Here is a 25664-nt window from a genome sequence, read left to right as displayed (position 1 = left end):
ATTTACTCCCGGGGGTGGTCAACCAGGAATGCCGGCACGGGGCCAGGGTCCCGCGGGGTTCGCTGCTGTCGGCTCCGTCGCTGTGCGCACCTTCGCAGCCCACCAGAGTCACCGGACCGAAGGGGTGACTCGCCCAGCACACCAGAGCATGGATGGCCATCACGTGAACGCCATGGCCGGCGACGGAAGTGGCGCGCCCCACGACCATTTCGCCGACTACGACGAACTGCCCGAGGGGCACTTCTACGACCCCGACGCCGAATACGAGCCCGACCCCGAGTACGCGGCCACGCTCGCGCCCGACGCCGCGCGTCAGCGCCGTGAGCGCATCGGCCCGACCGGGCGTCCGCTGCCGTACTTCCCGATCCCGGGCCCGGTGACCGACCACGGACCCGCGAAGATCATCGCGATGTGCAACCAGAAGGGCGGCGTGGGCAAGACGACGTCGACCATCAACCTGGGAGCGGCGCTCGCGGAGTACGGACGCCGGGTGCTGCTCGTCGACTTCGACCCGCAGGGCGCGCTGTCGGTCGGACTCGGCGTCAACCCGATGGAACTCGACCTCACCGTCTACAACCTGCTCATGGAGCGGGGCATGGCGGCGGACGAGGTGCTGCTGAAGACCGCGGTCCCCAACATGGACCTGCTGCCCAGCAACATCGACCTGTCCGCGGCCGAGGTGCAGCTGGTGAGCGAGGTCGCGCGCGAGTCGACGCTGCAGCGGGCGCTGAAGCCGCTGATGGACGACTACGACTACATCGTGATCGACTGTCAGCCCTCGCTCGGTCTGCTCACGGTGAACGCGCTGACCGCCGCGCACAAGGTGATCGTGCCGCTGGAGTGCGAGTTCTTCGCGCTGCGCGGTGTCGCGCTGCTGACCGAGACCATCGAGAAGGTCCAGGAACGCCTCAACCCCGACCTGGAGCTCGACGGGATCCTCGCCACGATGTACGACTCGCGCACGGTGCACAGCCGCGAGGTGCTCGCGCGCGTGGTCGAGGCGTTCGACGATCACGTCTACCACACGGTCATCGGCCGCACGGTGCGCTTCCCGGAGACCACGGTCGCCGGTGAGCCGATCACCACGTACGCCTCCAACTCCGTCGGTGCCGCCGCCTACCGCCAGCTCGCCAGGGAGGTGCTCGCCCGGTGTCACGCCGAGTGAGTCTGCCGGGGGCCGACGAACTCTTCCGTACGACAGGGGGAATGGCGCTTCAGCCGTCCACACCCAGGCGTCAGGCCAACGGCGACGCCCGGGTCCCCGCTCCCGCGGGGGAGGGCGACTCGGCGGCGGCGCTCGACGACGCCCCGCAGTCGGTGCCCGCACAGGGCGGCGACGGCCAGGGCGCGGAGCATGTCGCGGCCGATGCGGAGCAGGGCGAGGCGGCGCAGCCGCGCAGCCGGGGCGAGCGCACCACCCGGCGCCAGGCGGAGGCGCCGGCCGTGCCGCGGAAGCGGGGCAGGGCGGCGCGCCGGCCGAGCGGCCGGGAGCGGCACGACGAGAAGATCACCGTGTATGTCTCCGCCGAGGAGCTGATGGACCTGGAGCACGCGCGCCTGGTGCTGCGCGGCGAGCACGGCCTCGCGGTCGACCGGGGCCGGATCGTCCGGGAGGCGGTGGCCGTGGTCCTGGCGGATCTGGAGACCCGCGGGGATGCGAGCATCCTCGTGCGCCGGCTGCGCGGCCGGTAGGGGTAGCCTGCGGAGGCCATGACCTCCTACGACGCGTCCCCCTCCGGCCGGGGAAACCGCCCCCGCCGCCGCGCCCTGGGCCGGGGTCCGGGAGCCGCCCCGCCGCCACCTCCTGCGGGGGTGCCGTACGACGGGCCGGGTGATGCCGCTGACCCTGCTGCCGGGGAGGATTCCGGCGCCGGGACCGGGCCGTCCCAGGACGACGTGAGGCTCTCGGGGAGCGGCGTCCCGACTGCGGGGGGCGTCACCGCACGATCGGGCGACAGCATCCCGGTTCCTGCCCAGGAGACGGTCCCGAGGGCGGCCGACGATCGTGTCCCGGACGGCGAGGCCCGGATTCCGGCGGGTGGCGCCGGGACCGCGGCGGACATCGCTGGGCTTCCGGCGGACGGGGCCGCGGCCTCGACGCGCGACCACGGAACCGCGGCGGATGCGACGGGGGCGCCAGAGGACGGCGCTCGGCCCTCGGGAGAGAACGGCGCGCGCGGGGACGTTCGGCCTGCCGGGGGTGGCGCCCTGGCAGGCGGCTCCCGGAGTCCCGAGGGCGGGTCAGAGGCCCCGGCACGTGGTCCCGGGCTGTCGCCGGGCGGGGACGAGGCCGCCGCGGGGGACCCCGGGCCCCCGGCGGGTGCCGCAGGGACCTCGGCGACCGGCTCCACGGTTCCGGCGCAGGGCGTCGCGGGTGCGGCGGGCGGCGTGCGGGCTTCCGCGGGCGGCCCAGCCGTCCCGGCGGTCGGTGCGCCGGCGCCGGACGGTGCCACGGCGGCCGACGTCGTCCCTGCTCCGCGTGGTGCGGGGACCGGGGCGGACGGTGCGCAGGGCTCGGAGGGAGGGGTCGCGGACCCCGGTGGGGCCGAGGAGGCGGCCGAGGGCTTCACGGTCCGGCTGGACAACTTCGAGGGCCCCTTCGATCTGCTGCTGCAGCTGATCTCCAAGCACAAGCTGGATGTCACCGAGGTGGCGCTGTCCAAGGTCACCGACGAGTTCATGGCGCACATCCGGGCCATGGGGGCGGACTGGGACCTGGACGAGACGACCGAGTTCCTGGTCGTCGCGGCGACGCTGCTCGACCTGAAGGCGGCCCGGCTGCTGCCCGCCGCGGAGGTCGAGGACGAGGCGGATCTGGCGCTGCTCGAGGCGCGGGACCTGCTGTTCGCCCGGCTGCTGCAGTACCGGGCGTACAAGCAGATCGCGGAGATCTTCAACCAGCGGCTGGAGGAGGAGGCGCGGCGGTACCCCCGTACCGTGGGTCTGGAGCCGCACCACGCCGAGCTGCTGCCCGAGGTGGTCATCAGCATCGGTCCCGAGGGCTTCGCCCGGCTCGCCGTGAAGGCGATGCAGCCCAAGCCCAAGCCGCAGGTGTACGTCGACCACATCCACGCGCCCCTGGTCAGCGTGCAGGAGCAGGCCGGGATCGTCGTCGCCCGGCTGAAGGAGCTGCGGGAGGTGTCGTTCCGGGTGCTCGTGGAGGACGCCGGCGACACCCTCACCGTGGTCGCCCGGTTCCTGGCGCTGCTGGAGCTGTACCGCGAGAAGGCCGTGGCGCTGGAGCAGGAGACCGCCCTCGGCGAGCTGCTGGTGCGCTGGACCGGCGGGGACGGGGAGGAGACGCCGACGGTGACCGACGAGTTCGACCGGCCGCCCGAGCAGCCCGAGGAGGAGCAGAAGAAGTGAGCGAGGACACCATCGAGGCGCCCGCGGGGGCGCGCGACGTCGCCGGTCTCGAGCTCAAGCCCGCCCTCGAGGCGATCCTCATGGTCGTGGACGAGCCCGCCACCGAGGAGCACCTGGCGAAGATACTGGAGCGCCCGAAGCGGCAGGTCGCCGACGCCCTGCGGGAGCTGGCCGACGAGTACACCGTGCAGGGGCGCGGCTTCGAGCTGCGCCTGGTCGCGGGCGGCTGGCGCTTCTACACCCGGCCCGAGTACGCCGCCGCCGTCGAGGGCTTCGTCCTGGACGGCCAGCAGGCCCGCCTCACCCAGGCCGCTCTGGAGACCCTCGCCGTGGTCGCCTACCGCCAGCCGGTCAGCCGCAGCCGGGTCTCCGCGGTGCGCGGAGTGAACTGCGACGGTGTGATGCGCACCCTGCTCCAGCGGGGGCTCATCCAGGAGGCGGGCACGGAACCCGAAACAGGTGCGATCCTGTACACGACGACGAACTACTTCCTGGAGCGGATGGGCCTGCGCGGTCTGGACGAGCTCCCGGAGCTCGCGCCCTTCCTCCCGGAGGCGGAGGCGATCGAGGCCGAGACCCAGGAAGGCGTGCCGTCGTTCGATCCGGACGCCCCGGACACGGACGACGGTCCCGCGACGAACATGCCTGAAACGACGACGACGGACTATTGATGCGAAGCAGCGGCAGCGGAAAGAGCGGCGGACGCGGTAACTACCGTGGCGCCGGCAACAACAGGGACCAGAAGCAGGGGCCGGGCCGCCCCCGCAAGCCCCGCCCCGAGGAGCGCCGCTACGACGTCGGCCCGGGAGCCACCAAGGACGGCCCGAAGTCCGGGCGCGGAAAGCCGAAGGCGGCACCGAAGGGCGGCCGGGGCCGCACGGCTCCGGCGCGTTCGCGCGAGTACGAGGCCCGGATCGAGGAGCGCAACCGCGAGCGGTACGCGGGCAAGAAGCAGGTCAAGCTGCCCAAGACCTTCCCCGGCGCCGAGCAGGAGGGCGAGCGGCTGCAGAAGGTGCTGGCCCGCGCCGGCTACGGCTCCCGGCGCGCCTGCGAGGAGCTGATCGACCAGGCACGGGTCGAGGTGAACGGCGAGATCGTGCTCGAGCAGGGCCGCCGCGTGGACCAGGAGAAGGACGAGATCAAGGTCGACGGGCTGACGGTGGCGACCCAGTCGTACCAGTTCTTCGCGCTGAACAAGCCCGCCGGTGTGGTCTCCACCATGGAGGACCCGGAGGGCAGGCAGTGCCTGGGCGACTACGTCACCAACCGTGAGACGCGCCTGTTCCACGTCGGCCGGCTGGACACCGAGACCGAGGGCATCATCCTGCTCACCAACCACGGCGAGCTGGCGCACCGGCTGACCCACCCCCGCTACGGCGTGCGCAAGACCTACCTCGCGCACATCGTCGGCCCGATCCCGCGCGACCTGGGCAAGCGGCTGAAGGACGGCATCCAGCTGGAGGACGGCTACGCCCGTGCCGACCACTTCCGGGTGGTCGACCAGATGGGCAAGAACTACCTCGTCGAGGTGAGCCTGCACGAGGGCCGCAAGCACATCGTGCGCCGGATGCTCGCGGAGGCCGGCTTCCCCGTCGACAAGCTGGTGCGCACCGCCTTCGGGCCGATCGCTCTGGGCGACCAGAAGTCCGGCTGGCTGCGGCGCCTGACCAACACCGAGGTCGGCATGCTGATGAAGGAGGTCGACCTCTAGACCGCAGCTCCAGACCCCTGGAGACCCTGAACCCCCGGGCCCGCCGCATGCTGCGGGGCCCGGCGCTTGTGCGGGGCCCGGCGCTTGTGCGGGACCGCCACCCCTCTTTATAGTCGTAGTGACCATAAAGAGGGGTGGAGGTCTTTCCCGTGGACGGCTACGACAAGTACGCCTTCGAGCCCTTCGCCGTCACCGTGGACCTCGCCGTCTTCACCATCCGCGACGGCGCGCTGCACGTCCTGCTCGTCGAGCGCGGCCAGGAGCCCTACGCCGGCCGGTGGGCGCTGCCCGGCGGCTTCGTGCGGCCGGAGGAGTCCGCGGAGACGGCCGCCCGGCGCGAGCTCGCCGAGGAGACCGGTCTGCAGGACGTCTCCGGACTGCACCTGGAGCAGCTGCGCACCTACAGCGAGCCCGGCCGTGACCCCCGGATGCGGGTGGTGTCGGTCGCCTTCACCGCGCTGCTCCCCGACGCCCCCGAGGCGCACGGCGGCAGCGACGCGGCGAGGGCCCGCTGGACGCCGTACGACGCCGCCCGGAACCTCGCCTTCGACCACGACCGGATCCTGGCCGACGCCCATGAGCGGATCGGCGCCAAGCTCGAGTACACCTGCCTCGCCACCCGCTTCTGCCCGCCCGAGTTCACCCTCGGCGAGCTGCAGCAGGTCTACGAGACGGTGTGGGGCACGACCCTGGACCGGCCCAACTTCCGGCGCAAGGTACTCGCCACGCCGGGGTTCGTCGAGGCCGTACCCGGCGGCGCCCGGCTCACCGGCGGCCGCGGCAAACCGGCCGCGCTCTACCGCGCCGGCCCCGCCACCACCCTGCACCCGCCCCTGCTCCGGCCGACCAGTGAAGGACGCACCGCATGACCGTCACCGCCACCAAGCGCGCCGCCACCGGATCGCTCACCGGACTCGCCCTCGGGGACGCGCTCGGCTTCCCCACCGAGTTCCACGACGTGCCGTCGATCCTCGCCACGCGCGGACCCTGGCGCGAGACGCGGCTGCCCCGGCCCGCGATCGTCACCGACGACACCCAGATGACCCTGGCCCTCGGGCGGGCGCTGCGCACCGCCACGGCCCACGGGCCGCTCACCCCGGAAAGCCTGGAGGGGCCGCTGCGCGAGGAGTTCGTGGCCTGGTACCGCTCGCCCGAGAACAACCGCGCCCCCGGCAACACCTGCCTGCGCGCCTGCGCCCTGCTTGCCGACCGGGACCGCGTCTGGCAGGACGCCTGCCAGGTCGGCTCCAAGGGCTGTGGCGCCAATATGCGGGTCGCGCCCCTCGGACTGGTCCCCGGCCTCGGCGACGAACAGCGCGCGGGCGCCGCCCAGTTCCAGGCCGCGCTCACCCACGGGCACCCCACCGCGCTCGCCGCGTCCGACCTCACCGCGCACGCCGTGCGCCTGCTCGCCGAGGGTGCCGAACCCACCGGGCTCGTCGGACTGCTGCGCTCCTACGCCTACGACAACCGCACCCGCTACCACGAGGCCTGGCTCGGCGATCTGTGGACCCGCGCCCAGGACCCGAGTCCCGAGCACTTCATCGCCCGCGGCTGGGACGAGTGCCTGGAGATCCTGCGGCGCCTGCAGGACGCGGTGCGCACCGTCTCCCCGGAGGCCGACCCGTGCCTGGCCACGGGGGAGGGCTGGATCGCGGAGGAGGCCCTGGCCACCGGTCTGCTGTGCTTCCTGCTCTTCGTCGACGAACCCCTCACCGCCCTGCGCCGCGCGGCCTGCACCTCCGGCGACTCCGACTCCATCGCCTGCCTCACCGGCGCGTTCGCCGGCGCTCTCCTGGGCGCGGACGCCTGGCCCGCCGAGTGGGCGGAGCGGATCGAGTACCGGGAGGAGCTGACCGCGCTGGGGCAGCTCTGGGACTCACCGGCGCAGGCGGACTGACCTGGTCCGGCGCGCGGGGAAGCGCGTTCCCGCAAGCGCGTCCCCGCGCGCGTTCGGGCAGAGCGTTCCCCGGCAGAGCGCTCCAGGCATGGCCCAGGGCCGAGGTCCGGCGGACGCGGTACAGGAAGTCCTCGACGCGGCGGCGGTCCGGCTCGGCCGGCAGCGGGCTGCGGTGGAGCGCCTCCTCCGCCTCGGCCTCCAGCCGGCCCAGCCGGGCCTCCACCTCGTCCCACGGCACCTCGCCCCGCCTGACCGCGAGCAGCGGCTCCCGCTCCGCGCCCACCTCGATCACCAGGCGGCCCGTGCGCAGCAGGTCGCGGACGCTGATCAGCTGGCGCAGCAGATGCATGGCGTGCTTCCAGCGCGGGGCGCCGTGGTTGCGCAGGCCGGCCTCCAGCTTGCGGCGCCGGCCGCGGGCGAAGCCGGTGAAGGTCTCGTGGACCCGGCGGGAGAGGAACGCTCCGCGCAGCGACAGCAGCTCCCGGCCGGTGTCGTCGGCGTACTCCGCGAGCGGGGAGTGCAGGCACTCCAGGATGTTCGGATTGGCGCGCAGCGCCAGCTCGCAGAAGCGTTCCAGCTCCCAGCTGAACCGGTCCTCGCCCGGACCCTCGACATGCGTCGGTGGCTTGTCCAGCCGCCAGAAGAAGGCCGTGGGGGCGAGGAACACGCCCCGTAGGTCGGTGTCACTGCCCTCGGTGGCCAGTCCGAAGGCGCGCGACCCCATGACGCAGGTGTAGACGGTGTGGTCGCGTACCAAGAGGTCGGGCGTCAAGGAGGTCAGGGACGTCCGGGATGTGTCGGGGCGCATGCCCGGATCGTAGAGAAGGGATCACGCGAGGCGGATCGAATTCCCGTCCACGGTGATCCTCTCCTCGGGCAGCGGCCGGGTCGCCGGGCCGTGCTCCACCGCTCCGTCGGCGACGGAGAACCTGCTGCCGTGACAGGAGCAGTTGATCGTGCCGCCCGAGACGTTCGCCACCAGGCAGTTCTGGTGGGTGCAGATCGCCGAGAACGCCTTGAAGTCGCCCCGCTCGGGCTGGGTCACCACGACCTTCCGGTCCCTGAAGATCGTGCCGCCGCCCACCGGGATGTCACTCGTCGACGCCAGCTGCTCCCCGGCGGGGGCGTCCGGCGCGGAGGTCTCCTCGCCGGTGGCGGTCCGGGTGCCGGTGTCGCCGCCGGGCGTCTCGGTCGAGGAGCCGCCGTCGTCGCCCCCGCCGCCGCAGCCGGCCGTCAGGGCCGCCGCGCCCGTCGCCCCTGCCGCGATCAGGACGGTGCGTCGTGTTGCGCCGTGGGTCATGTCGTCACTCCGAGGGGATCCGAGAGGAGAACCGGGGGAAGGAGCCGTGGGATGGAACCGGGGGAAGACGGGGCATGCGGAGGCAAGGGGACCGCGGAGGCAGCGGACCTGGCGGTTTCAGCATCCTCGCACCCGACCCGCCGAAGTGCCAGAAAACACGCATCCCGCCCGTCTCGGTGGGCGGGCGCCGCACGCTCCGCAGGCCCGGGCTGACTAGGCTGGACGCCCAAGCAGCCGATGACGTACGTCAGCAAGGAGCACGCCGTGGCGGTACGAGCGGTCAGGGGGGCCGTCCAGCTGGAGCGGGACGAGGCCGGTCACATGGAGGAGCAGGTCTCGGCGCTGCTCACCGCCGTACTGGAGCGGAACGGGCTGACCGCCGACGACCTGATCAGCATCTGGTTCACGGCCACACCCGACCTGCACAGCGACTTCCCGGCCGCCGCGGCCCGCAAGCTCGGCATCGTCGACGTGCCGCTGATCTGCGCCCAGGAGCTGGACATCGAGGGCGCCATGCCCCGCGTGGTCCGCATCCTCGCGCACATCGAGTCCGACAAACCCCGCGCCGACATCAACCACGTCTACCTCGGTGCCGCCGCGGCCCTGCGCAAGGACATCGCCCAGTGAGAACCGCACTCGTCATCGGCACCGGGCTGATCGGCACCTCCGCCGCCCTCGCCCTGGCCCAGCGCGGGGTCACCGTCCACCTCGCCGACCGCGACCCGGAGCAGGCGCGCACGGCCGCCGCGCTGGGCGCCGGCACCGACGAGGCGCCCGAGGGGCCGGTGGACCTGGCGATCGTCGCCGCGCCGCCCGCCCATGTCGCCGACGTGCTCGCCGACGCCATGCAGCGCGGCCTGGCCCGCGGCTACGCCGACGTCGCCAGCGTCAAGGGCGGCCCCCGCAGGGAGCTGCTCGCCCGGGGTCTCGACCTGTCCGCCTACATCGGCACCCATCCCATGTCCGGGCGGGAGAAGTCCGGGCCGCTGGCCGCCAGCGGGGATCTCTTCGAGGGCCGCCCCTGGGTGCTCACCCCCACCCGGGACACCGACACCGAGGTGCTGAACCTCGCCCTGGAGCTGGTCTCGCACTGCCGCGCCGTGCCGGTCGTCATGGACGCCGACGCCCACGACCGGGCCGTGGCCCTCGTCTCCCACATGCCCCATCTGGTGTCCAGCCTGGTCGCCGCGCGCCTGGAGCACGCCGAGGAGGCCGCCGTGCGGCTGTGCGGGCAGGGCATCAGGGACGTCACCCGGATCGCCGCCTCCGACCCCGCCATGTGGATCGACATCCTCTCCGCCAACCCCGGCCCGGTCGCCGACCTGCTCAGCGACGTCGCCACCGACCTGGAGGAGACCGTGCGGGCGCTGCGCGCGCTGCAGTCCGCCGACGAGGACAAGCGCCGGGAGGGCACCACCGGCATCCGGGACGTGCTGCGCCGCGGCAACGCCGGGCAGGTGCGGGTGCCCGGCAAGCACGGGTCCGCCCCGCGGGTCTACGAGACGGTGGCCGTGCTCATCGACGACCAGCCGGGACAGCTGGCGCGGATCTTCGCGGACGCCGGCCGGGCGGGCGTCAACATCGAGGACGTGCGGATCGAGCACGCGACCGGGCAGCAGGCCGGTCTGGTGCAGCTGATGGTCGAGCCCAAGGCGGCCCCCGGCCTGGTGGCGGCGCTGCGGGAGCGGGGCTGGGCGATCCGTCAGTAGACCGCGGGCGGTGCCGTTGCTCACGTCCGGGCCGGGGCGCCGGGACGTGGGCCGAACGGGGGACCGGTACCCAGTAACCTTGTCGTGGGCCTCTGCGCCCCCGTCCCCGCCCACCAGGTCCAGGAAGGTATCCCACAGTGGAAAGCGCCACGCCCGTGATTGTCGCCATCGACGGCCCCTCCGGCACGGGCAAGTCGAGCACGTCGAAGGCCGTGGCCGCGCAGCTCGGTCTGAGCTACCTGGACACCGGCGCCCAGTACCGGGCGATCACCTGGTGGATGGTGAACAACGGCATCGACATCGAGGACCCCTCCGCCATCGCCGCCGTCGCCGGGAAGCCGGAGATCGTCTCCGGCACCGACCCCAAGGCGCCGACGATCATGGTCGACGGCGTCGACGTGGCCGGGCAGATCCGTGAGCAGGACGTCACCTCCAAGGCCAGCGCGGTCAGCGCGGTCCCGGAGGTGCGGGCGCGGATCACCGAGCTGCAGCGCAACATCGCCGCGGCGGCCGCCCAGGGCATCGTCGTCGAGGGCCGCGACATCGGCACCACCGTGCTGCCGGACGCCGATGTCAAGATCTTCCTCACCGCCTCGCCCGAGGCGCGGGCCGCCCGCCGCAGCGGCGAGCTGAAGAACGCCGACCTGAACGCCACCCGCGAGGCCCTGGTCAAGCGGGACGCGGCGGACTCCAGCCGCAAGGTCGCGCCGCTGGCCAAGGCGGACGACGCGATCGAGGTGGACACCACCGAGCTGACCCTGCAGCAGGTCGTCGAGTGTGTCGTCACCCTCATCGAGGAGAAGCGAGCCGGGAAGTGACTCAGCTCCCCTCCGAGCGGGGCGCCGAGATCGGACGGCGCATCGGCGTCGGTCTCATGTACGGACTGTGGAGGCCACGGGTGCTGGGCGCCTGGCGGGTTCCGGCGAGCGGCCCGGTGATCCTCGCCGTGAACCACGCGCACAACATCGACGGCCCCATGGTCATGAGCGTCGCCCCGCGTCCCGCGCACTTCCTGATCAAGAAGGAGGCGTTCGTCGGCCCGCTCGGCCCGTTCCTGACCGGCATCGGACAGGTGAAGGTCGACCGGGGCAGCCCCGACCGCACCGCGATCTCCCAGGCCCTCGGCGTGCTGGAGCAGGGCGGTGTGCTCGGGATATTCCCCGAGGGCACCCGGGGCGAGGGGAACTTCGCCTCGATCCGCGCCGGGCTCGCGTACTTCGCGGTGCGCAGCGGGGCGCCGATCGTGCCGGTCGCCGTCCTGGGAAGCTCCGACCGGCCCGGACGGTTGATAAGGGCGCTGCCTCCGCTGAGGTCGCGAGTCGACGTCGTCTTCGGCGACCCGTTCGACGCCGGCGACGGCAGCGGGCGGCGCACCCGCAGGGCGCTGGACGAGGCCACCGAACGCATCCAGAAGCAGCTCACCGCCCATCTGGAGAACGCCAGGGCCCTCACCGGGCGCTAGCGGTGTCCGCCGCCGGGGCCGGGCCGCACAGCGGACGGCGCCCGGATTTTCCCGGGCGGGCCCGGGGCGGACCCTGCGACACTGAGTAGTGGATCAGCTCCCTGCACCGGAGCGGGCCCACCGACCACCACGAAGGAACGACGAGGTACGGACTTCATGAACGACCACAGCCAGCCCGACGGCTCGGCCGCGCACGAGCACGATCACGGGGCGCTCGGCGACGCCGAGTACGCGGAGTTCATGGAGCTCGCCGCGGAGGAGGGCTTCGACCGGGAGGACGTCGAGGGCGCGATCGAGGCGGCCGGTCACGGTCCGCTGCCCGTGCTCGCGGTCGTCGGCCGCCCCAATGTCGGCAAGTCGACTCTGGTGAACCGCATCATCGGCCGCCGGGAGGCGGTCGTCGAGGACAAGCCGGGCGTCACCCGCGACCGGGTCACCTACGAGGCCGAGTGGGCGGGCCGCCGCTTCAAGGTCGTCGACACCGGCGGCTGGGAGCAGGACGTCCTCGGCATCGACGCCTCCGTCGCCGCGCAGGCCGAGTACGCCATCGAGGCCGCCGACGCGGTGGTCTTCGTGGTGGACGCCAAGGTCGGCGCCACCGACACCGACGAGGCCGTGGTGCGGCTGCTGCGCAAGGCCGGCAAGCCGGTCGTGCTCTGCGCCAACAAGGTGGACGGCCCGAGCGGCGAGGCCGACGCCGCCTATCTGTGGTCGCTCGGCCTCGGCGAGCCGTACCCGGTCTCCGCGCTGCACGGCCGCGGCACCGGCGACATGCTGGACCAGGTGCTCGAGGTGCTGCCGGACGCCCCGGCGCAGACCTTCGGCACGGCCGTCGGCGGCCCGCGCCGGGTCGCCCTGATCGGCCGGCCCAATGTCGGCAAGTCCTCGCTGCTGAACAAGGTCGCCGGCGAGGAGCGCGTCGTCGTCAACGAACTGGCCGGCACCACCCGTGACCCGGTCGACGAACTGATCGAACTCGGCGGCAGGACCTGGAAGTTCGTGGACACCGCCGGCATCCGCAAGCGCGTCCACCTGCAGCAGGGCGCCGACTACTACGCCTCGCTGCGCACCGCCGCCGCGGTGGAGAAGGCCGAGGTGGCGGTCGTCCTGATCGACGCCTCCGAGTCCATCTCGGTGCAGGACCAGCGCATCGTCACCATGGCGGTGGAGGCGGGCCGCGCGCTGGTGCTCGCCTTCAACAAGTGGGACACCCTCGACGAGGAGCGCCGCTACTACCTGGAGCGGGAGATCGAGACCGAGCTGGGCCAGGTCGCCTGGGCGCCCCGGGTGAACGTCTCGGCGCGCACCGGGCGGCACGTGGAGAAGCTGGTCCCGGCGATCGAGACGGCGCTGGCGGGCTGGGAGACCCGGGTCCCGACCGGCCGCCTGAACTCCTTCCTCGGCGAGCTGGTCGCCGCCCATCCGCACCCGGTGCGGGGCGGCAAGCAGCCGCGCATCCTGTTCGGCACCCAGGCCGGCACCAAGCCCCCGCGGTTCGTGCTCTTCGCCACCGGCTTCATCGAGGCGGGCTACCGGCGCTTCATCGAGCGCCGGCTGCGCGAGGAGTTCGGCTTCGAGGGCACGCCCATCCACATCTCGGTGCGGGTGCGCGAGCGGCGCGGAAAGAAGAAGTAGCGCCGGTCCGGCGGGCTTTCACACAGCAGAGCGGGGCGGTCCCCAAGGGGGGCCGCCCCGCTGCCTTCGTGCCGCCCGCCGGTTACAGACCGCCCCGGCGCGGCATCGGCGGCAGCCCGGCCGGCACCCGCTGCCACTGCGGCTGAGAGCCGGCCCCGCCCTGCCGGGCGCTGCTGGCACCGGCGCTGTAGGCGCTGTACGCCCCGCCCCCCAGGGAACCGCCGATGGAGCCCGAGCCAGGGCCGCCGTACGAGCCCGAGCGGTGCGCGAAGCTCCCGAAGGCGTCGAAGCCGAGCCGCTCCTCGCCGCTGCGGTCACCCGGCAGCGAGCGGTGGGACTCGACGTACTCGGCGTAGAGCGCGTCGTAGATCGGCGTGGCCGAGGGGCGGCGCCGGGCGTCCCGGACCGGTCCCACGGGGGCGGGGACCGACGGGAGCGGCTGGCGGCGGGAAAGGTCATATGCGTGCACGTATGTGCAAACGACCCCGCCCCGCAAGAGATGCGGTCCCCCGCGAGGGCTTTCGACGCACGCCCGCTCGCGCGCCCCTCGGGCGGCGGCGAGGGGCGCCGCCGGCCCGCTGACCGACGTTCAGGTGCGCACACCGACCGTGCCCACGGCGACCGTGAGGCACCGGATGCGCTCCCGCCGCCGATCTCGCCGGGTGCCCCCGGCCGCCGGCGCGCGGAGCATGCGTCTCCCGCGGGCCTTTCGCGGACGTCGGCGCGCCCCTCGGGTGCCCGTGCGCAGGCGCCCGCAGGGGCCGCGCGCGGAGGGTCCGGGCGTGGTCTCGCCGGGGGCCCGCACTGCGCGTGCACGCCTGCGGCGCCGCTCGGGGGTTGCGCGCCGGGCGCCGCTCAGGGCGCCCGGCGCCGGTCGCAGCCGGGCCGCCGGCCGCAGGTCGCTGGGTGTCCGTCCACTGGCCGTCGTGCAGGCTCCGGCTGGTGGTGCGGCGCGGCGGGTGCCGAGGTCCGCGCGGGCGGTCACCGGTGCCCGCCCGCGGCAGGCCCCTCGGGCACGATGCGGGCCCGTCCGCGGGGCGGCGGCTCGGCTGCCGGCCCGCGCGGGGCCGGTCCGTCGTCGCCGCCCGCGCGCAGGGTGCCGTCAGGTGCCGGCCAGGGGGAGGGCGGCGCCGACGAGCTGGCCGCCCGCCGCCGCGCGGTCGAGGGCCTCGCGGAGGAGGTCCTCGCGGGGCTGGCGGCCGATGGAGCCGACCGGGGCGGCGAACATCAGCACCTGCTGGTGCTTGTTGGCGGCCGCGCGCCAGCCGTCGGTCACCTGCAGCGGCTGGTGCGCCTGCCACCAGGCGACCGGGCGGCTGCCGTCGGGGCCCGGCTGGAGCACCGCGTGCAGTTGCCCCACGGCCAGCAGCACCGACCAGCCGTGCAGCACCGGCGGCACCGCGGACAGCTCGCTCAGCGGCAGGAAGCCCTGCTCGATCAGCAGCGGCAGGAAGTCGTCGCCGGAGCCGTACGAACCGGGACGGGAGATCGGGCCGGTCGGCTCCACGACCAGGGCCGGGTGCAACTCCCCGGCGATCAGGACGAGGCCGCTGGTCACCCCGAGCACGGCCTGCTGGGGCGCGTTCGGCTGCGCCGCCTGCTGCGGGGCGGGCTCCTGGGCCGGCTGGCCGCCGCTGATGGACCGCACGGCGCCCCTCAGCTGTTCCTCGGTGACCTGGACGACCTGCGAGGGCAGACAGGTGGCGTGGGCGAAGGCGAGGACGGCGGTCTCCTCCCCGATGAACAGGACGGTGCTGGTGCGCTCCTGCTCCGGGTCGCCCGGGGTGCGGCACGAGGTGCAGTCGTAACCGCCCGGGGCGGTGTCTCCGGCGAGCAGACGGTCGGCTTCTTCGTCGCCGATCTCGGCGCGTACCTCGTCGCTGACGTCGAGCATGCGCGGCACGGGTGGCTCCCTCGGGATGCGGTGCGTGACGGGACCGGGTGGCTCCCGGCCCGTGGTCCGGGTGGGTCCCCGGCTCATGAAGAAGACAACGGACGATCTGTGGCGGTAGTCACGCCCTTGGACGAACGGAATCGAACCGACCGACGCACACCGTCACGTTCGGCGCGGAATCGGGCACTCACCGTCAACTAGCCGCGGATGTAAAGAAGTTGGCAGCGTGAAGTGGGTCACGCGGTGGCGGTCCGAGTGGTCGACAAATCAGGAAATCAGCTGATGAAATGGGTGGCCGAAATTCGCCGCTACCTCGGGTAATGCCCAACTGGCCTGCCCGGACGGGCCGTTGGTTGCTCCGCGGCCGCGAGGCTCCTTACATTCCTCCGCCGTGTGCACCGAGCACCGCCCGGGTACGTCCGCCGACCGCACCATCCCATGCTCCATCGCACCACCCCCGACAGGCGGACGGGGTGAGCGCGGCCCCCGTGCCCCATGGTGCGGCGGGCGGCGCGACGCCCAGGGGACCCCGGGTTGTTCGAGAGGGAACTACATGTCCGAATGTGCCCATAACACCCGCGACTCCCACGAGCCCGGCACCTCCCGCGACACCGGGAGCAGCTCCGGCCGGGCCCGTACGACGGCCGTCCTGGCCGGTGCGGCACTGCTCGCACCCCTGGGGCTGCTGGCCGGCGGCGGCACCGCCGCGGCGGCGGACAGCGGGGTGTGGGACCGCATCGCCCAGTGCGAGAGCGGCGGCAACTGGCACATCAACACCGGCAACGGCTACTACGGCGGGCTCCAGTTCTCCGGCGCCACCTGGCGCGCCTTCGGCGGCACGGCCTACGCGCCGACCGCCGACCGGGCCACCAAGGCCCAGCAGATCGCCGTCGCCACCAAGGTCCAGCGCGCCCAGGGCTGGGGCGCCTGGCCGGTCTGCTCGGCCCGCGCCGGGGCCGCTGGCAGCGCACCGGCGACCGGCCCGGTGAGCGCGAACCGGGCGCCGCAGAAGGCGGCCCAGCCGGCCGAGCCCGCGAAGAAGGCCGCCGGGCCGTCGCAGTCCGCGCCGTCCGCGCCGTCCGCGCCGTCCACGCGGTCCACCGGACACCCGGACCGCGGCCACTCCCGCGGCGACTACACCGTCCGCGCGGGGGACACCCTCAGTGGCATCGCGGCCCGGCACGGCACCACCTGGCAGCGGCTGTACGCCGCCAACAAGGACGTCATCGGCGGCGACCCCGACGTGATCCTGCCGGGCCAGCGGCTCGAGCTCTGAGCGCGGCCGAGAACAGCCGGGAACCGCTGCCACGGCTCCGGTCCCTCCGGCGGGTTCCCGGCAGGTTCAGACGCCGGGGAGGCGGGCGACCTCACCCGCCTCCCCGGCGAACACGACCGCCCCGCGGCGCAGTTCGTAGACGAACGCGGGGCGGTCCCGCAGGGCGGGCGGCAGCCGCTGCTCCGCCAGCACCACACAGGCGTCCAGGGACGCCAGCAGCTCGTACGTGCGGGCCGCGACCGCGGGTGACATGCCCTGGGCCGGCTCGTCCACGAGCAGCACGCGCGGCCGGACCAGCAGGGCACGGGAGACCGCGAGCATCCGCTGCTCGCCGCCGGAGAGCGTGCCCGCCCGGCGGTCCGCCAGCGGCCGCAGCGCCGGGTAGGCGTCCAGGGCGGGGGAGGGGTCGGACGCGGCGAGGGCGAGGTTCTCCCGCACCGTCAGGGAACCGAACACCGCCCGCCGTTCCGGCACCAGACACAGCCCCCGGCGGGCTCGCTCGAACGCGGGCATCCGGGTCACGTCGGTGCCGTCCCACACCACCGCGCCGGCCGAGAGCCGCACGGTGCCGGCCAGGGCCCGCAGCACGGTGGTGCGCCCGGACCCGTTGCGCCCGAGCAGCACCGTCAGGCCGGGCCCCGGTGCGACGAGGGTGACGCCGTGCAGGGCCTCGAGCGGCCCGTAGCGCACGCGTGCCCGGCGCAGTTCGACGGTGGTGGCCGTCGAGTTCGTCGTCATGCTCCGGTCGCCTCCCCGAGGGTGTCCAGGACATGGCCCGGCGGCCCGGTGGCGACGATCCGGCCGGCCGTCATCACATGCACCACGTCCGCGAGGTCGGCGACCAGGTCGAGGTCGTGCTCGACCACCAGCAGCGCCATGCCGTCGGCCGCCAGCGCCTTCAGGATCCGCGTCAGCGCGGCCACTTCGCCGGTGTCCAGACCGGCCGCGGGCTCGTCCAGCAGCAGCACACGAGGGCCGCCGGCCAGGGCGCGGGCGAGCTCGACGCGGCGCAGCGTGCCGGTGGGCAGACCGGCGGCCGGGAGCGCCCGCACCGGCCCGTCGAGGCCGAGCAGCCGCAGCGTCCGTTCCACGGCACCGGGATCGCTCACCCGGCCCTGCTCGGCGCCGACCCGCACGTTCTCCGCCACCGTGAGCGTCGGGAACACCGCCAGCTGCTGGAACGTCCGCGCCACACCCAGCCGGGTGCGCGCGTGCGCGGGCAGCCGCGTCATGTCCAGCGCGCCGAACCGCACGACCCCCCGCTCGGGCCTCAGCGTCCCGGCCAGACAGTGGAACAGCGTGCTCTTGCCGGCCCCGTTGGGCCCCACCACCGCCGTCACCCGCCCCGGCGGCACCCGCAGATCCACCCCGTCCAGCGCGACGAACCCCCCGTACCGGACGCGCAACGCCCGCGCCTCGAGCACGGGCACGTCCTCCGGCCCGTACGCACCCGGCGTCCCCGCCCGGCCGGTGGGCCGCTCAGACCCACCGGGCCCACCGGGCCCACCGGGCCCACCGGGTTCACCGGACTCGTCGGGCTCACCGGCGAGCGAATCCTGCGGGGTGGTGGAGTCCGTGCCCGGTGCGGGGTGCTCGCGCCACGCGGGGCCGGTGTCCCGCGCCTCCCGGGTCGCCCCGCTCCGGGGGCCGCCGGCGGCCGGCGCTGCCGCGGCCACCGCCGTGGCGCCGGACGGCACCGGGGCCGGTGGGGGTTCCGCCGGCGAGCCGTGGAGGCGGCGGCGCGCCCGGATGCCCAGGGGGGTGAGGGACGGGGTGCCGTCCAGGCGCCGGAGGACGGAGCGAAGGGCCTCATAGGGGCCGCCCGGGAAGCGGCCCACCAGGACGGCGAGCACGCCGATGACGGCCGCCGCCACGCCGCCCCGGGTGCCCGCGTCGAGGCCGACCAGGAGAGCCGCGGCGAGCAGGGCGCCCAGGGCGCTGTCGGCGCCCAGGACCACCACCGCGGCGAACCACAGCAGGCCCCGCACGGGGTCGAACGCGGCCGGGTCGAAGGCGCGCAGCCCCATGCCGAGCATGCCGCCGCCGAGCGCGGCCAGCGCGGCGCCGCAGACGAAGGCGAGCAGCTTCAGCGAGGGCACGGGCACGCCCGCCGCGCGGGCCCCGGACTCGTGGTCGCGCAGGGCGGCCAGGGCGCGACCGACGCGGCCCCGGCGCAGCGCCGCCGTCGCCAGCAAGGCGCACACCAGGAGGGCCAGCTCCAGGGCGTAGTAGGCGCGGTCGTCGTCGAAGCCGGCGGGGCGGTTCAGGAACAGGCCCGCCGTGGCGTAGGGCTGGGCGAAGACGAAGCGGCTCACGCCCACACCGAATGCGAAGGTCGCCAGCGCCAGGGCCAGGCCCCGGCGGCCGATCGCCGGCCAGCCGGTGAGCACGCCCAGGGGAGCCACCAGGACCACCGCCACCGCCAGCGCGGCCAGTTCCGGCAGCCGGGGCAGGCCGGGGAAGCGCCCGGCGGCCAGCAGGGCCGTGAACAGGGCGCCCAGACCCGCGTAGGCCGCCTGGCCGAGGGAGATCTGCCCGCCCCGGCCGGTGACCACGACCAGGGACAGCAGCACCACGCCGAGCGCCGGCACCTGCACGGCAGTGTGCAGATCGCGTCCGGCGAAGCCCAGCGGCAGCAGGAACAGCACCCCGGCCACGATCCAGGCGCCCGGCGGCGTCGGCACCCGCGCGGTCGCGGAGCGCGGCAGCGCGTCCCGCGTGCCCACCCCGGGCAGCGCCAGGGCGGCGATCAGCAGCGCGACCACGAACAGGTTGGAGCCGAGGGCCTGCACCAGCGGCTGCCCCCAGCCGGAGGGATGCAGCCGGGTCAGCTGGCTCTGCGCCACCCCGATGCCGAGCGCCACGACGACCGCCACCGACAGGCTCCGCATCCGCGCGGCCACCGCGACCGCCAGCACCTCCATCACCAGCAGCGGCAGCCCGTACGGGTCGAGCCGCACGTACGGCGCCAGCAGCACCCCGGTGAGCCCCGCGGTGAACGCACCGAACGCCCAGCCCACCGCCGCCACCCGGTCCGCGTCCACGCCGCCGAGCACCGCCAGCTGCCGGTCGTCCACCACCGCCCGCAGCTCCCGTCCGAACCGCGAGAACCGCACCACTGCCGCGACCCCCGCGGCCAGGACCGCCACCACCGCCAGCTGGCCCCACGGCTCCGCCGCCAGCAGCACCGGCGCGTCGTCCCGCGCCCCCTGCCCCCACAGCAGCGCCGCACCGCCCACCAGCAGCACGAACACCCCGAGGGAGGCCACCAGGGTCTGCGCCGGATCGCCGCCCAGCACCGACAGCGGGCGGAAGACGAACCGTTCCAGCACCACCCCGATCCCCGGTGCCAGGACCACCAGCGCGAACACGGCGGCCCACCCCAGCGGCCAGCCCCACTCCACCACGCACTGCCGCAGCACATAGGCGCACACCATGGCGATCGCGCCGTGCGCGAAGTTGAGCACCCCGGTGGCCCGGTAGGTCACGATCAGGCCGATGCCGGTGAGCGCCGCGGCGGCGCCGACCGACAGCCCGGCCAGCGTGAGGTCGTACGTCAGCGAGGACATCGGCGGCCGGGCTTCAGTCGTCGTCCCCGGCGGGGTCACAGATCGGGCAGGGCCTCAGCCGGCCGTCCGCCACCAGCGCCCTGTCCACCGGCACCGCCTCCGCCTTGCCGGCGACCAGCGGACAGTCCGCGCGGTGCCACAGCGTGCCGCCGGGCACCATCAGCGTCTCGCCGCTGACCGCGACCGGCGCGCCGGCCGCCTGCCCGGAGACGTCCACGTCGTCCGGCTCCGCCTCCACCAGCAGCCCGTACAGCTCCTCCACCCGGGTGGCGGCCAGCGACTCGCGCCCGTGCGCCAGCAGCACCGCGCCCGCGATGATCAGCGCCGCGCCGGGGATGGTGCAGGAGGCCAGGTAGGGCAACTGCCGTTCGGCGTACCGCTCACCGGAGATGCCGTACCAGCCGACGACGCACAGCACCGCGCCGGCGGCGAGGGCCGCCCAGCCGGCCCACAGGGCGGGGTGCACGGTCCGCAGTCGGGCTGTCCGCATCCTGGCTCCCACATCGCTCGGTCGTCTCTCCGCGCATGTGCCGGCCCGCCCGTGTCCGTCGGCCCCCGGACACCCTGGCCCACTGTCCAACTCGGGCGTTGGCTTGCACTATGCCTTGTGGAAGCTGACCCTGAAAGAACCGGGCGCACATGGCCCGGACCGACACCCGGTGGTGAGCCAGATGGTTCTCGGCAGCGACCTCAGGCGGGGGACACGAGGAACACGGGGGACCAGGGGAAGGGGACGCGGCCCGCGGACGGCGCGGCGCGGCTCCGCCCTTGCGGCGGCCGTGATCCTGGTCCTCGGCCCCGGACTTGCCGCATGCGGCGATGACGACGACGGCGGGGGCGACTCCAGCCCGCCGCCCACACCGACACCCGAACGGACCACCAGCGCGCCGGCGAGCGCGCCCGCGGACCGCGCGGCGGCCGAGCGGGAGATCCGGCAGAACTGGGAGAAGTTCTTCGACCCCGCCACCTCCATGGAGGACAAGACGACGGTCCTGGAGAACGGCGAGCGGATGGCTCCGGTGCTCCAGGCCTTCAGCGGCGACCAGCGCGGCGGCCAGGTGCAGGCGAAGGTCACCGAGATCACCTTCACCTCGCCCACCGAGGCCGACGTGACCTATACGCTGACCCTCCAGGGCGCCACCGCCCTGCCCGACGCCTCCGGCACGGCCGTCGAGCAGGACGGCACCTGGAAGGTGTCCGCCAAGACCCTGTGCGCGCTGGTGCAGATGAGCGGCAACGGGTCGGCCACGGCCGTCCCGGGCTGCTGAGGTGCCGGCCCCCCGGCGGGCGGCGTCCGCCCGGACCCTGCCGCACCGAGGGCGGACGCCGCCGGGCTCGACGCGCCGCGGGCGGACACACCTCCCGGCCCCGGCGCGCCGGGAGCGGCTGCCCGAGGTCCCGGTGCCCCGCGCGGGGACGCGGACGCCCACGGCTCCTGCGCACCGGCGGTGGACGCCGCCGGCCGCGGCGCTGGCCGCCGCCGCGCTGCTCGCCCTGACCGCGGCCTGCGGGAGCCGGCTGCCGGAGAGCGACTTCGGCGGCGACGACCGCTCGCCCGCGCCCACCCGGGCCACCGGCGAACCGCTGCACGTCGGCATCATCACCAGCGCCACCAGCCCGGTCGGCGGCAGCGCCTTCACCGGGCCGCGCGACGGCGCCAAGGCGTACTTCGACCGGCTCAACTCCCGCGGCGGCATCGACGGCCGGCGCGTCGAGGTGCACCTGTGCGACGACGGCGGCAGCGGCGTCGGCAACAACGAGTGCGTGCGCAAGCTGGTCGACGAGCAGAAGGTGGTCGCCCTGGTCGCCACCACCGCCTTCGACTACGCGGGCGCCGCCCGGGTCTCGCGCGCCGGCGTCCCCGACATCGGCGGCCAGCCCATCGGCACCGCCTACGACACCTACCCGCACCTGTACAGCATCTACGGCACCTCGGCGCCCAGGAACGGCACCACCGGCTGGGACGGCAAGCTGTACGGCGGCACCGAGGTCTACCGCTACTTCAAACGCGAGCACGGCGCCCGTACCGCCGCGGTCGTCTCGTACAACCAGTCCTCCTCGGCCGCCTACGCGCGGCTCATCGAGCGCGGCCTGAAGGCCGAGGGCTACGAGGTGGTCACCGAGCAGGTCGACTTCGCGCTGCCCAACTTCCGCGCGGTCGCCGCCGATCTGCGGCAGCAGGGGGCCGACCTGGTCTTCGACGCCATCGACGCGCACGGCAACGCCCGCCTGTGCCGGGCGATGGACGAGGCCGGCGCGAAGGTCACCGCCAAGGTGACCAATGTGCAGAACTGGACCTCGGCCGTGGCCCGCGACTACAAGGACGCCCCGCGCTGCCGCAACGCCCTGTGGGCGACCGGCCACAGCCGCAACTACGAGGACACCGGCTTCCCGGCGGTGCGCGAGTTCCGGGACGCCACCAAGCACCTGGAGACGCACTCCCAGTGGCAGCTGGAGGGCTGGGCGGCCGCCCGCTGGTTCACCGACGCCGCCAGGTCCTGCGCGGACGAGGGCATCACCCGCGCCTGCATCGACGAGTTCGTCGACGGCAGCGACGGCTACACCGCGGGCGGACTGCTGCTCCCCGTCAGCTTCAGAGCGTCCCCGCAGCCGCCGAGGACCAGCCGGACCTGCCTGTCGGTGGCCCGCTGGCAGGACGGCAAGGGCTGGGTGAGCCAGGGCGACATGAACCGCACCTGTTTCACCGTCCCGCAGCTCGCCTACGAACCCTGAGCCGGCCCGGGAGCCACCGGCGCTTCCGGACAGCGGCCCAGAGGGCGGGCGGCCTTCAAGGACAGAATCTGTCCGCAACGGCTGGCAGACTGCCCTCCATGTTGGAGACCTCGGCCCGCCTACTGCGCCTGCTGTCCCTGCTCCAGACCCACCGCGAGTGGTCCGGCGCCGACCTCGCCGAGCGGCTCGGCGTCAGCGCCCGCACCCTGCGCCGGGACGTGGACCGGCTGCGCGAGCTGGGCTACCCGGTCCACGCCAGCCCCGGCACCGGCGGCGGCTACCAGCTCGGCGCGGGCGCCCGGCTGCCGCCGCTGCTGCTCGACGACGACGAGGCGGTCGCCGTCGCCGTCGGCCTGCGCACCGCGGCCGGCGGGGGCATCGAGGGCATCGGCGAGACCTCGGTGCGGGCGCTGGCCAAGCTGGAGCAGGTGCTCCCCGACCGGCTGCGCCGCCGGGTGAGCGCCCTGAACGCCTTCACCGTGCCGATGCTGCGCGGCCCGGGCGCCGACGCCGTCGACCCGGCGGTGCTGACCGAGCTGGCCAATCTGTGCCGGGACTGCGAGCGGCTGCGCTTCGAGTACCGCGACCACGAGGGCAACTCCAGCCGCCGCACGGCCGAGCCGCTGCGCCTGGTGTGCTCCGAGCGCCGCTGGTACCTGGTCGCCTGGGACCTCGACCGGTCCGACTGGCGCACCTTCCGCGTGGACCGCATCACCCCCAGGCCGCCGCACGGCCCCCGCTTCGAGCCGCGTGAACCCCCGGCCGAGGACCTGGCCGCCTACGTCTCCCGGGGTGTCTCCACCCGCGCCTACGCCACCCACGCGCTGATCCGGCTGCTGGCGCCCCTCGAGCAGGCGGCCGAACGCATCTCGCCGAGCGCGGGCACGCTGGAGGCGGACGGCCCGGACGCCTGCCTGCTGCGCACCGGTGCCGGCAGCCTGGAGCTGATGGTCCTGCACGTGATGCTGCTCGGCTTCGAGTTCGAGGTGCTGGAGCCCGAGGAGCTGATCGACGCCGTCAACGAGGCTCGTGACCTGCTTGCTCGCGCTTCGGCTCGGGCTGCGGCGTCACGGCCGCGTACTCCGGGTGATGCAGGTCGAACGCCGGCGACTCCGAGCGGATCCGGGGCAGCGTGACGAAGTTGTGCCGCGGCGGCGGGCAGGACGTCGCCCACTCCAGGGAGCGGCCGAACCCCCAGGGATCGTCCACCCCGACCTTCCGGCCGTACTTCGCGGTCTTCCAGACGTTGTAGAGGAACGGCAGCGTCGACATGCCCAGCAGGAACGCGCCGATCGTGGAGACGGTGTTGAGCGCGGTGAAGCCGTCCGCGGCGAGGTAGTCCGCGTAGCGGCGCGGCATGCCCTCGGCACCCAGCCAGTGCTGCACCAGGAACGTGGTGTGGAAGCCGATGAACAGCGTCCAGAAATGGATCTTGCCGAGTCTCTCGTCGAGCATCTTCCCGGTGAACTTGGGCCACCAGAAGTAGAAGCCGGCGAAGACCGCGAACACCACCGTGCCGAACACCACGTAGTGGAAGTGCGCCACCACGAAGTACGAGTCCGTCACATGGAAGTCCAGCGGCGGCGACGCCAGGATCACTCCGGACAGACCGCCGAAGAGGAACGTCACCAGAAAGCCCGTCGCCCACAGCATCGGCGTCTCGAAGGAGAGCGAACCTTTGATCATGGTGCCGCTCCAGTTGAAGAACTTCACCCCCGTCGGCACCGCGATCAGGAAACTCATGAAGGAGAAGAACGGCAGCAGTACCGCACCGGTGGCGAACATGTGGTGCGCCCACACCACCACCGAAAGACCGGTGATCGCCATGGTGGCCCCGACCAGCGTGAGATAACCGAACAGCGGTTTGCGGGAGAACACGGGAATGATCTCGGTGACGATGCCGAAGAACGGCAGCGCGATGATGTAGACCTCGGGGTGCCCGAAGAACCAGAACAGGTGCTGCCAGAGAATCGCGCCGCCGTTGGCCGCGTCGAACACGTGCGAGCCGAACCGGCGGTCCGCCTCCAGCACCAGCAGCGCCGCCGCGAGCACCGGGAACGCCACCAGGATCAGGATCGACGTGAACAGCGTGTTCCAGGTGAACAGCGGCATCCGGAACATCGTCATCCCGGGGGCGCGCATCCCGATGATGGTGGTGATGAAGTTGACCGCGCCGAGGATCGTGCCGAAGCCCGCCAGCGCCAGCCCCATGATCCACAGGTCGGCGCCCACACCCGGCGAGTACTCCAGGCTGTTGAGCGGCGCATAGGCGAACCAGCCGAAGGCGGCCGGACCTCCGGTCACCACCAGCGAGCCCAGCACGATCAGCCCGCCGAACAGGAACAGCCAGTACGAGAACATGTTCAGCCGCGGGAACGCCACGTCCGGCGCGCCGATCTGCAGCGGCATCAGCTCATTGGCGAACCCGGCGAAGCTGGGCGTCGCGAACAGCAGCAGCATGATCGTCCCGTGCATGGTGAACAGCTGGTTGAACTGCTCGTTGGTGACGATCTGGGTCCCCGGGCGGCCCAGCTCGGCCCGCATCACCAGCGCCATCGCGCCGCCGATCAGGAAGAACGCGAAGGACGTGATCAGGTAGAGGTGGCCGATCTTCTTGTGGTCGGTGGTGGTCAGCCAGTCGATGATCACGCGTCCGCGCCGCGTCGGCGCGGGCGCCGGTGCCGCCTGAACGGTCTGCGTCCCCATGGCTCCCTCGCCCCTTCGCTCTCACGCGCCGGGCCCGCCACGGCCCGTGCCACACGTTCCCGCGGGTGCCCGCCATGATGCTCGCCCGGTGGGCGCTTCGACAGGGGGCGTGCCAGGACGGACGACGGAATCCGGAAATGGGACGTGCCGCCCGGGTATTCGTCCGCGGTTGCGGGCCGGGCCGGGAAATGCGCCTGTGACCCCCTGGTCCGGGAATTGGTTCGGGGCCGGACCGAGGCTCTCGCGCGCCGCGCGGAAATCACGTTCGAATGCCCGGGGAAGGTGGCGAGAATCGCTCGTTGGTGTGACGGTCCGTGGACCGGTCGGCTGTCGTGATCCTGTGACACAAGCGTGACCGCCGGCAGACACCGGGGTCGTCCGGCGCAGGCCGGGGTCCCCCGGG

General features: G+C 73.8%; 23 protein-coding genes and 1 pseudogene. 16 read left to right on the top strand and 8 right to left on the bottom strand.

What is annotated here, in order from left to right; genetic code table 11:
* Positions 1 to 28 precede the first annotated feature (28 nt).
* The 7 genes from HCJ93_RS21480 (at position 29) to HCJ93_RS21450 (ending at position 6977) form a co-directional block, all read left to right on the top strand.
* Positions 29 to 1165, top strand: coding sequence for a ParA family protein (locus HCJ93_RS21480; protein ID WP_167997404.1), 1137 nt, complete (start codon positions 29 to 31; stop codon positions 1163 to 1165).
* The gene (locus HCJ93_RS21475) at positions 1150 to 1692 is read left to right on the top strand and encodes a hypothetical protein (protein WP_167997403.1); all 543 of its coding nucleotides are present in this window, start codon (positions 1150 to 1152) and stop codon (positions 1690 to 1692) included. The genes HCJ93_RS21480 and HCJ93_RS21475 overlap by 16 nt, the downstream gene beginning before the upstream one ends.
* Positions 1693 to 2388: 696 nt before the next feature.
* The gene (locus HCJ93_RS21470) at positions 2389 to 3366 is read left to right on the top strand and encodes a segregation and condensation protein A (RefSeq protein WP_167997402.1); all 978 of its coding nucleotides are present in this window, start codon (positions 2389 to 2391) and stop codon (positions 3364 to 3366) included.
* On the top strand, positions 3363 to 4037 hold the full coding sequence (gene scpB, locus HCJ93_RS21465; protein ID WP_167997401.1) for an SMC-Scp complex subunit ScpB: 675 nt from the start codon (positions 3363 to 3365) through the stop codon (positions 4035 to 4037). Before HCJ93_RS21470 ends, scpB begins: the two co-directional genes overlap by 4 nt.
* Positions 4037 to 5077 (top strand): pseudouridine synthase, encoded by a 1041-nt coding sequence (locus HCJ93_RS21460; protein WP_167997400.1) that lies wholly within the window; start codon positions 4037 to 4039, stop codon positions 5075 to 5077. The genes scpB and HCJ93_RS21460 overlap by 1 nt, the downstream gene beginning before the upstream one ends.
* Before the next feature lie 134 nt (positions 5078 to 5211).
* A complete protein-coding gene (locus HCJ93_RS29910; protein WP_309141468.1) occupies positions 5212 to 5946 on the top strand; it encodes an NUDIX hydrolase in 735 nt (244 codons plus the stop codon).
* The gene (locus HCJ93_RS21450; RefSeq protein ID WP_167997399.1) at positions 5943 to 6977 is read left to right on the top strand and encodes an ADP-ribosylglycohydrolase family protein; all 1035 of its coding nucleotides are present in this window, start codon (positions 5943 to 5945) and stop codon (positions 6975 to 6977) included. The genes HCJ93_RS29910 and HCJ93_RS21450 overlap by 4 nt, the downstream gene beginning before the upstream one ends.
* 94 nt (positions 6978 to 7071) lie before the next feature.
* On the opposite strand, the pseudogene HCJ93_RS21445 reads toward HCJ93_RS21450, so the two are convergent.
* Positions 7072 to 7749: pseudogene (locus HCJ93_RS21445) on the bottom strand (nucleotidyltransferase domain-containing protein); the annotation flags it as partial.
* A gap of 57 nt (positions 7750 to 7806) precedes the next feature.
* Positions 7807 to 8277: a Rieske (2Fe-2S) protein gene (locus HCJ93_RS21440; RefSeq protein WP_167997398.1), complete on the bottom strand. Its 471-nt coding sequence runs from the start codon at positions 8275 to 8277 to the stop codon at positions 7807 to 7809.
* A 264-nt stretch (positions 8278 to 8541) separates the two neighbouring features.
* Here HCJ93_RS21440 and aroH point away from each other — a divergent pair, with 264 nt between their 5' ends.
* From aroH to der, 5 genes are all read left to right on the top strand, one after another.
* A complete protein-coding gene (gene aroH, locus HCJ93_RS21435) occupies positions 8542 to 8904 on the top strand; it encodes a chorismate mutase (protein ID WP_167997426.1) in 363 nt (120 codons plus the stop codon).
* Positions 8901 to 9986: a prephenate dehydrogenase gene (locus tag HCJ93_RS21430; protein ID WP_167997397.1), complete on the top strand. Its 1086-nt coding sequence runs from the start codon at positions 8901 to 8903 to the stop codon at positions 9984 to 9986. The genes aroH and HCJ93_RS21430 overlap by 4 nt, the downstream gene beginning before the upstream one ends.
* A 137-nt stretch (positions 9987 to 10123) precedes the next feature.
* On the top strand, positions 10124 to 10804 hold the full coding sequence (gene cmk, locus HCJ93_RS21425) for a (d)CMP kinase (RefSeq protein ID WP_167997396.1): 681 nt from the start codon (positions 10124 to 10126) through the stop codon (positions 10802 to 10804).
* Positions 10801 to 11448, top strand: a complete 648-nt coding sequence (locus HCJ93_RS21420) for a lysophospholipid acyltransferase family protein (protein ID WP_167997395.1) — start codon at positions 10801 to 10803, stop codon at positions 11446 to 11448. Before cmk ends, HCJ93_RS21420 begins: the two co-directional genes overlap by 4 nt.
* A gap of 156 nt (positions 11449 to 11604) precedes the next feature.
* Positions 11605 to 13083 carry a ribosome biogenesis GTPase Der gene (gene der / locus HCJ93_RS21415; RefSeq protein WP_167997394.1) on the top strand — a complete coding sequence of 493 codons (1479 nt, stop codon included), beginning with the start codon at positions 11605 to 11607 and terminating at the stop codon, positions 13081 to 13083.
* An 82-nt stretch (positions 13084 to 13165) separates the two neighbouring features.
* Here the strand turns inward: der and HCJ93_RS21410 are convergent, their stop codons facing one another.
* Together HCJ93_RS21410 and HCJ93_RS21405 are read right to left on the bottom strand one after the other, a co-directional pair.
* A complete protein-coding gene (locus HCJ93_RS21410; protein ID WP_167997393.1) occupies positions 13166 to 13552 on the bottom strand; it encodes a hypothetical protein in 387 nt (128 codons plus the stop codon).
* Positions 13553 to 14185: 633 nt separating this feature from the next.
* The gene (locus HCJ93_RS21405) at positions 14186 to 14986 is read right to left on the bottom strand and encodes a DUF8842 C-terminal domain-containing protein (RefSeq protein WP_167997392.1); all 801 of its coding nucleotides are present in this window, start codon (positions 14984 to 14986) and stop codon (positions 14186 to 14188) included.
* Positions 14987 to 15530: 544 nt separating this feature from the next.
* Here HCJ93_RS21405 and HCJ93_RS21400 point away from each other — a divergent pair.
* Positions 15531 to 16253, top strand: a complete 723-nt coding sequence (locus HCJ93_RS21400) for a LysM peptidoglycan-binding domain-containing protein (protein WP_167997391.1) — start codon at positions 15531 to 15533, stop codon at positions 16251 to 16253.
* Between the two features lie 66 nt (positions 16254 to 16319).
* Here HCJ93_RS21400 and HCJ93_RS21395 read toward each other — a convergent pair whose 3' ends face one another.
* The 3 genes from HCJ93_RS21395 to HCJ93_RS21385 are packed head-to-tail and all read right to left on the bottom strand — an operon-like array spanning position 16320 to position 20312.
* Positions 16320 to 16991 (bottom strand): ABC transporter ATP-binding protein, encoded by a 672-nt coding sequence (locus HCJ93_RS21395; protein ID WP_167997390.1) that lies wholly within the window; start codon positions 16989 to 16991, stop codon positions 16320 to 16322.
* Positions 16988 to 19822 carry an ABC transporter permease subunit gene (locus tag HCJ93_RS21390; RefSeq protein ID WP_167997389.1) on the bottom strand — a complete coding sequence of 945 codons (2835 nt, stop codon included), beginning with the start codon at positions 19820 to 19822 and terminating at the stop codon, positions 16988 to 16990. The genes HCJ93_RS21395 and HCJ93_RS21390 overlap by 4 nt, the downstream gene beginning before the upstream one ends.
* 13 nt (positions 19823 to 19835) lie before the next feature.
* Complete coding sequence (locus HCJ93_RS21385; protein ID WP_167997388.1) at positions 19836 to 20312, bottom strand: hypothetical protein; 477 nt, start codon at positions 20310 to 20312, stop codon at positions 19836 to 19838.
* A 181-nt stretch (positions 20313 to 20493) separates the two neighbouring features.
* On the opposite strand from HCJ93_RS21385, the gene HCJ93_RS21380 reads away from it, so the two are divergent.
* The 3 genes from HCJ93_RS21380 (at position 20494) to HCJ93_RS21370 (ending at position 23691) form a co-directional block, all read left to right on the top strand.
* Positions 20494 to 21090 (top strand): MTB12 C-terminal domain-containing protein, encoded by a 597-nt coding sequence (locus HCJ93_RS21380; protein ID WP_167997387.1) that lies wholly within the window; start codon positions 20494 to 20496, stop codon positions 21088 to 21090.
* A gap of 202 nt (positions 21091 to 21292) precedes the next feature.
* Positions 21293 to 22555 carry an ABC transporter substrate-binding protein gene (locus HCJ93_RS21375; protein WP_240967742.1) on the top strand — a complete coding sequence of 421 codons (1263 nt, stop codon included), beginning with the start codon at positions 21293 to 21295 and terminating at the stop codon, positions 22553 to 22555.
* Between the two features lie 98 nt (positions 22556 to 22653).
* Entirely contained in the window at positions 22654 to 23691 is a 1038-nt protein-coding gene (locus HCJ93_RS21370) for a helix-turn-helix transcriptional regulator (RefSeq protein WP_167997385.1), read from the top strand.
* Here HCJ93_RS21370 and ctaD read toward each other — a convergent pair.
* A complete protein-coding gene (gene ctaD / locus HCJ93_RS21365; RefSeq protein ID WP_167997384.1) occupies positions 23573 to 25261 on the bottom strand; it encodes an aa3-type cytochrome oxidase subunit I in 1689 nt (562 codons plus the stop codon). The genes HCJ93_RS21370 and ctaD overlap by 119 nt on opposite strands.
* Positions 25262 to 25664: the final 403 nt, after the last annotated feature.

The organism is Streptomyces composti (assembly GCF_012034205.1).
Classification (GTDB): Bacteria; Actinomycetota; Actinomycetes; order Streptomycetales; family Streptomycetaceae; genus Streptomyces; species Streptomyces composti.
The sequence above is the reverse complement of the archived record's forward strand: the minus strand, read 5'-3'. Positions and strand labels throughout refer to the sequence as shown.

Bases quoted from the DNA above. Each gene is read 5' to 3' on its own strand.
- HCJ93_RS21390 (WP_167997389.1), bottom strand. From the start codon at position 19,822: ATGTCCTCGCTGACGTACGACCTCACGCTGGCCGGGCTGTCGGTCGGC.
- ctaD (WP_167997384.1), bottom strand. From the start codon at position 25,261: ATGGGGACGCAGACCGTTCAGGCGGCACCGGCGCCCGCGCCGACGCGG.
- HCJ93_RS21385 (WP_167997388.1), bottom strand. From the start codon at position 20,312: ATGCGGACAGCCCGACTGCGGACCGTGCACCCCGCCCTGTGGGCCGGC.
- HCJ93_RS21380 (WP_167997387.1), top strand. From the start codon at position 20,494: ATGGTTCTCGGCAGCGACCTCAGGCGGGGGACACGAGGAACACGGGGG.
- HCJ93_RS21400 (WP_167997391.1), top strand. From the start codon at position 15,531: ATGTCCGAATGTGCCCATAACACCCGCGACTCCCACGAGCCCGGCACC.
- HCJ93_RS21480 (WP_167997404.1), top strand. From the start codon at position 29: ATGCCGGCACGGGGCCAGGGTCCCGCGGGGTTCGCTGCTGTCGGCTCC.
- HCJ93_RS21460 (WP_167997400.1), top strand. From the start codon at position 4,037: ATGCGAAGCAGCGGCAGCGGAAAGAGCGGCGGACGCGGTAACTACCGT.
- HCJ93_RS21440 (WP_167997398.1), bottom strand. From the start codon at position 8,277: ATGACCCACGGCGCAACACGACGCACCGTCCTGATCGCGGCAGGGGCG.
- HCJ93_RS21395 (WP_167997390.1), bottom strand. From the start codon at position 16,991: ATGACGACGAACTCGACGGCCACCACCGTCGAACTGCGCCGGGCACGC.
- der (WP_167997394.1), top strand. From the start codon at position 11,605: ATGAACGACCACAGCCAGCCCGACGGCTCGGCCGCGCACGAGCACGAT.
- HCJ93_RS21370 (WP_167997385.1), top strand. From the start codon at position 22,654: ATGTTGGAGACCTCGGCCCGCCTACTGCGCCTGCTGTCCCTGCTCCAG.
- HCJ93_RS21450 (WP_167997399.1), top strand. From the start codon at position 5,943: ATGACCGTCACCGCCACCAAGCGCGCCGCCACCGGATCGCTCACCGGA.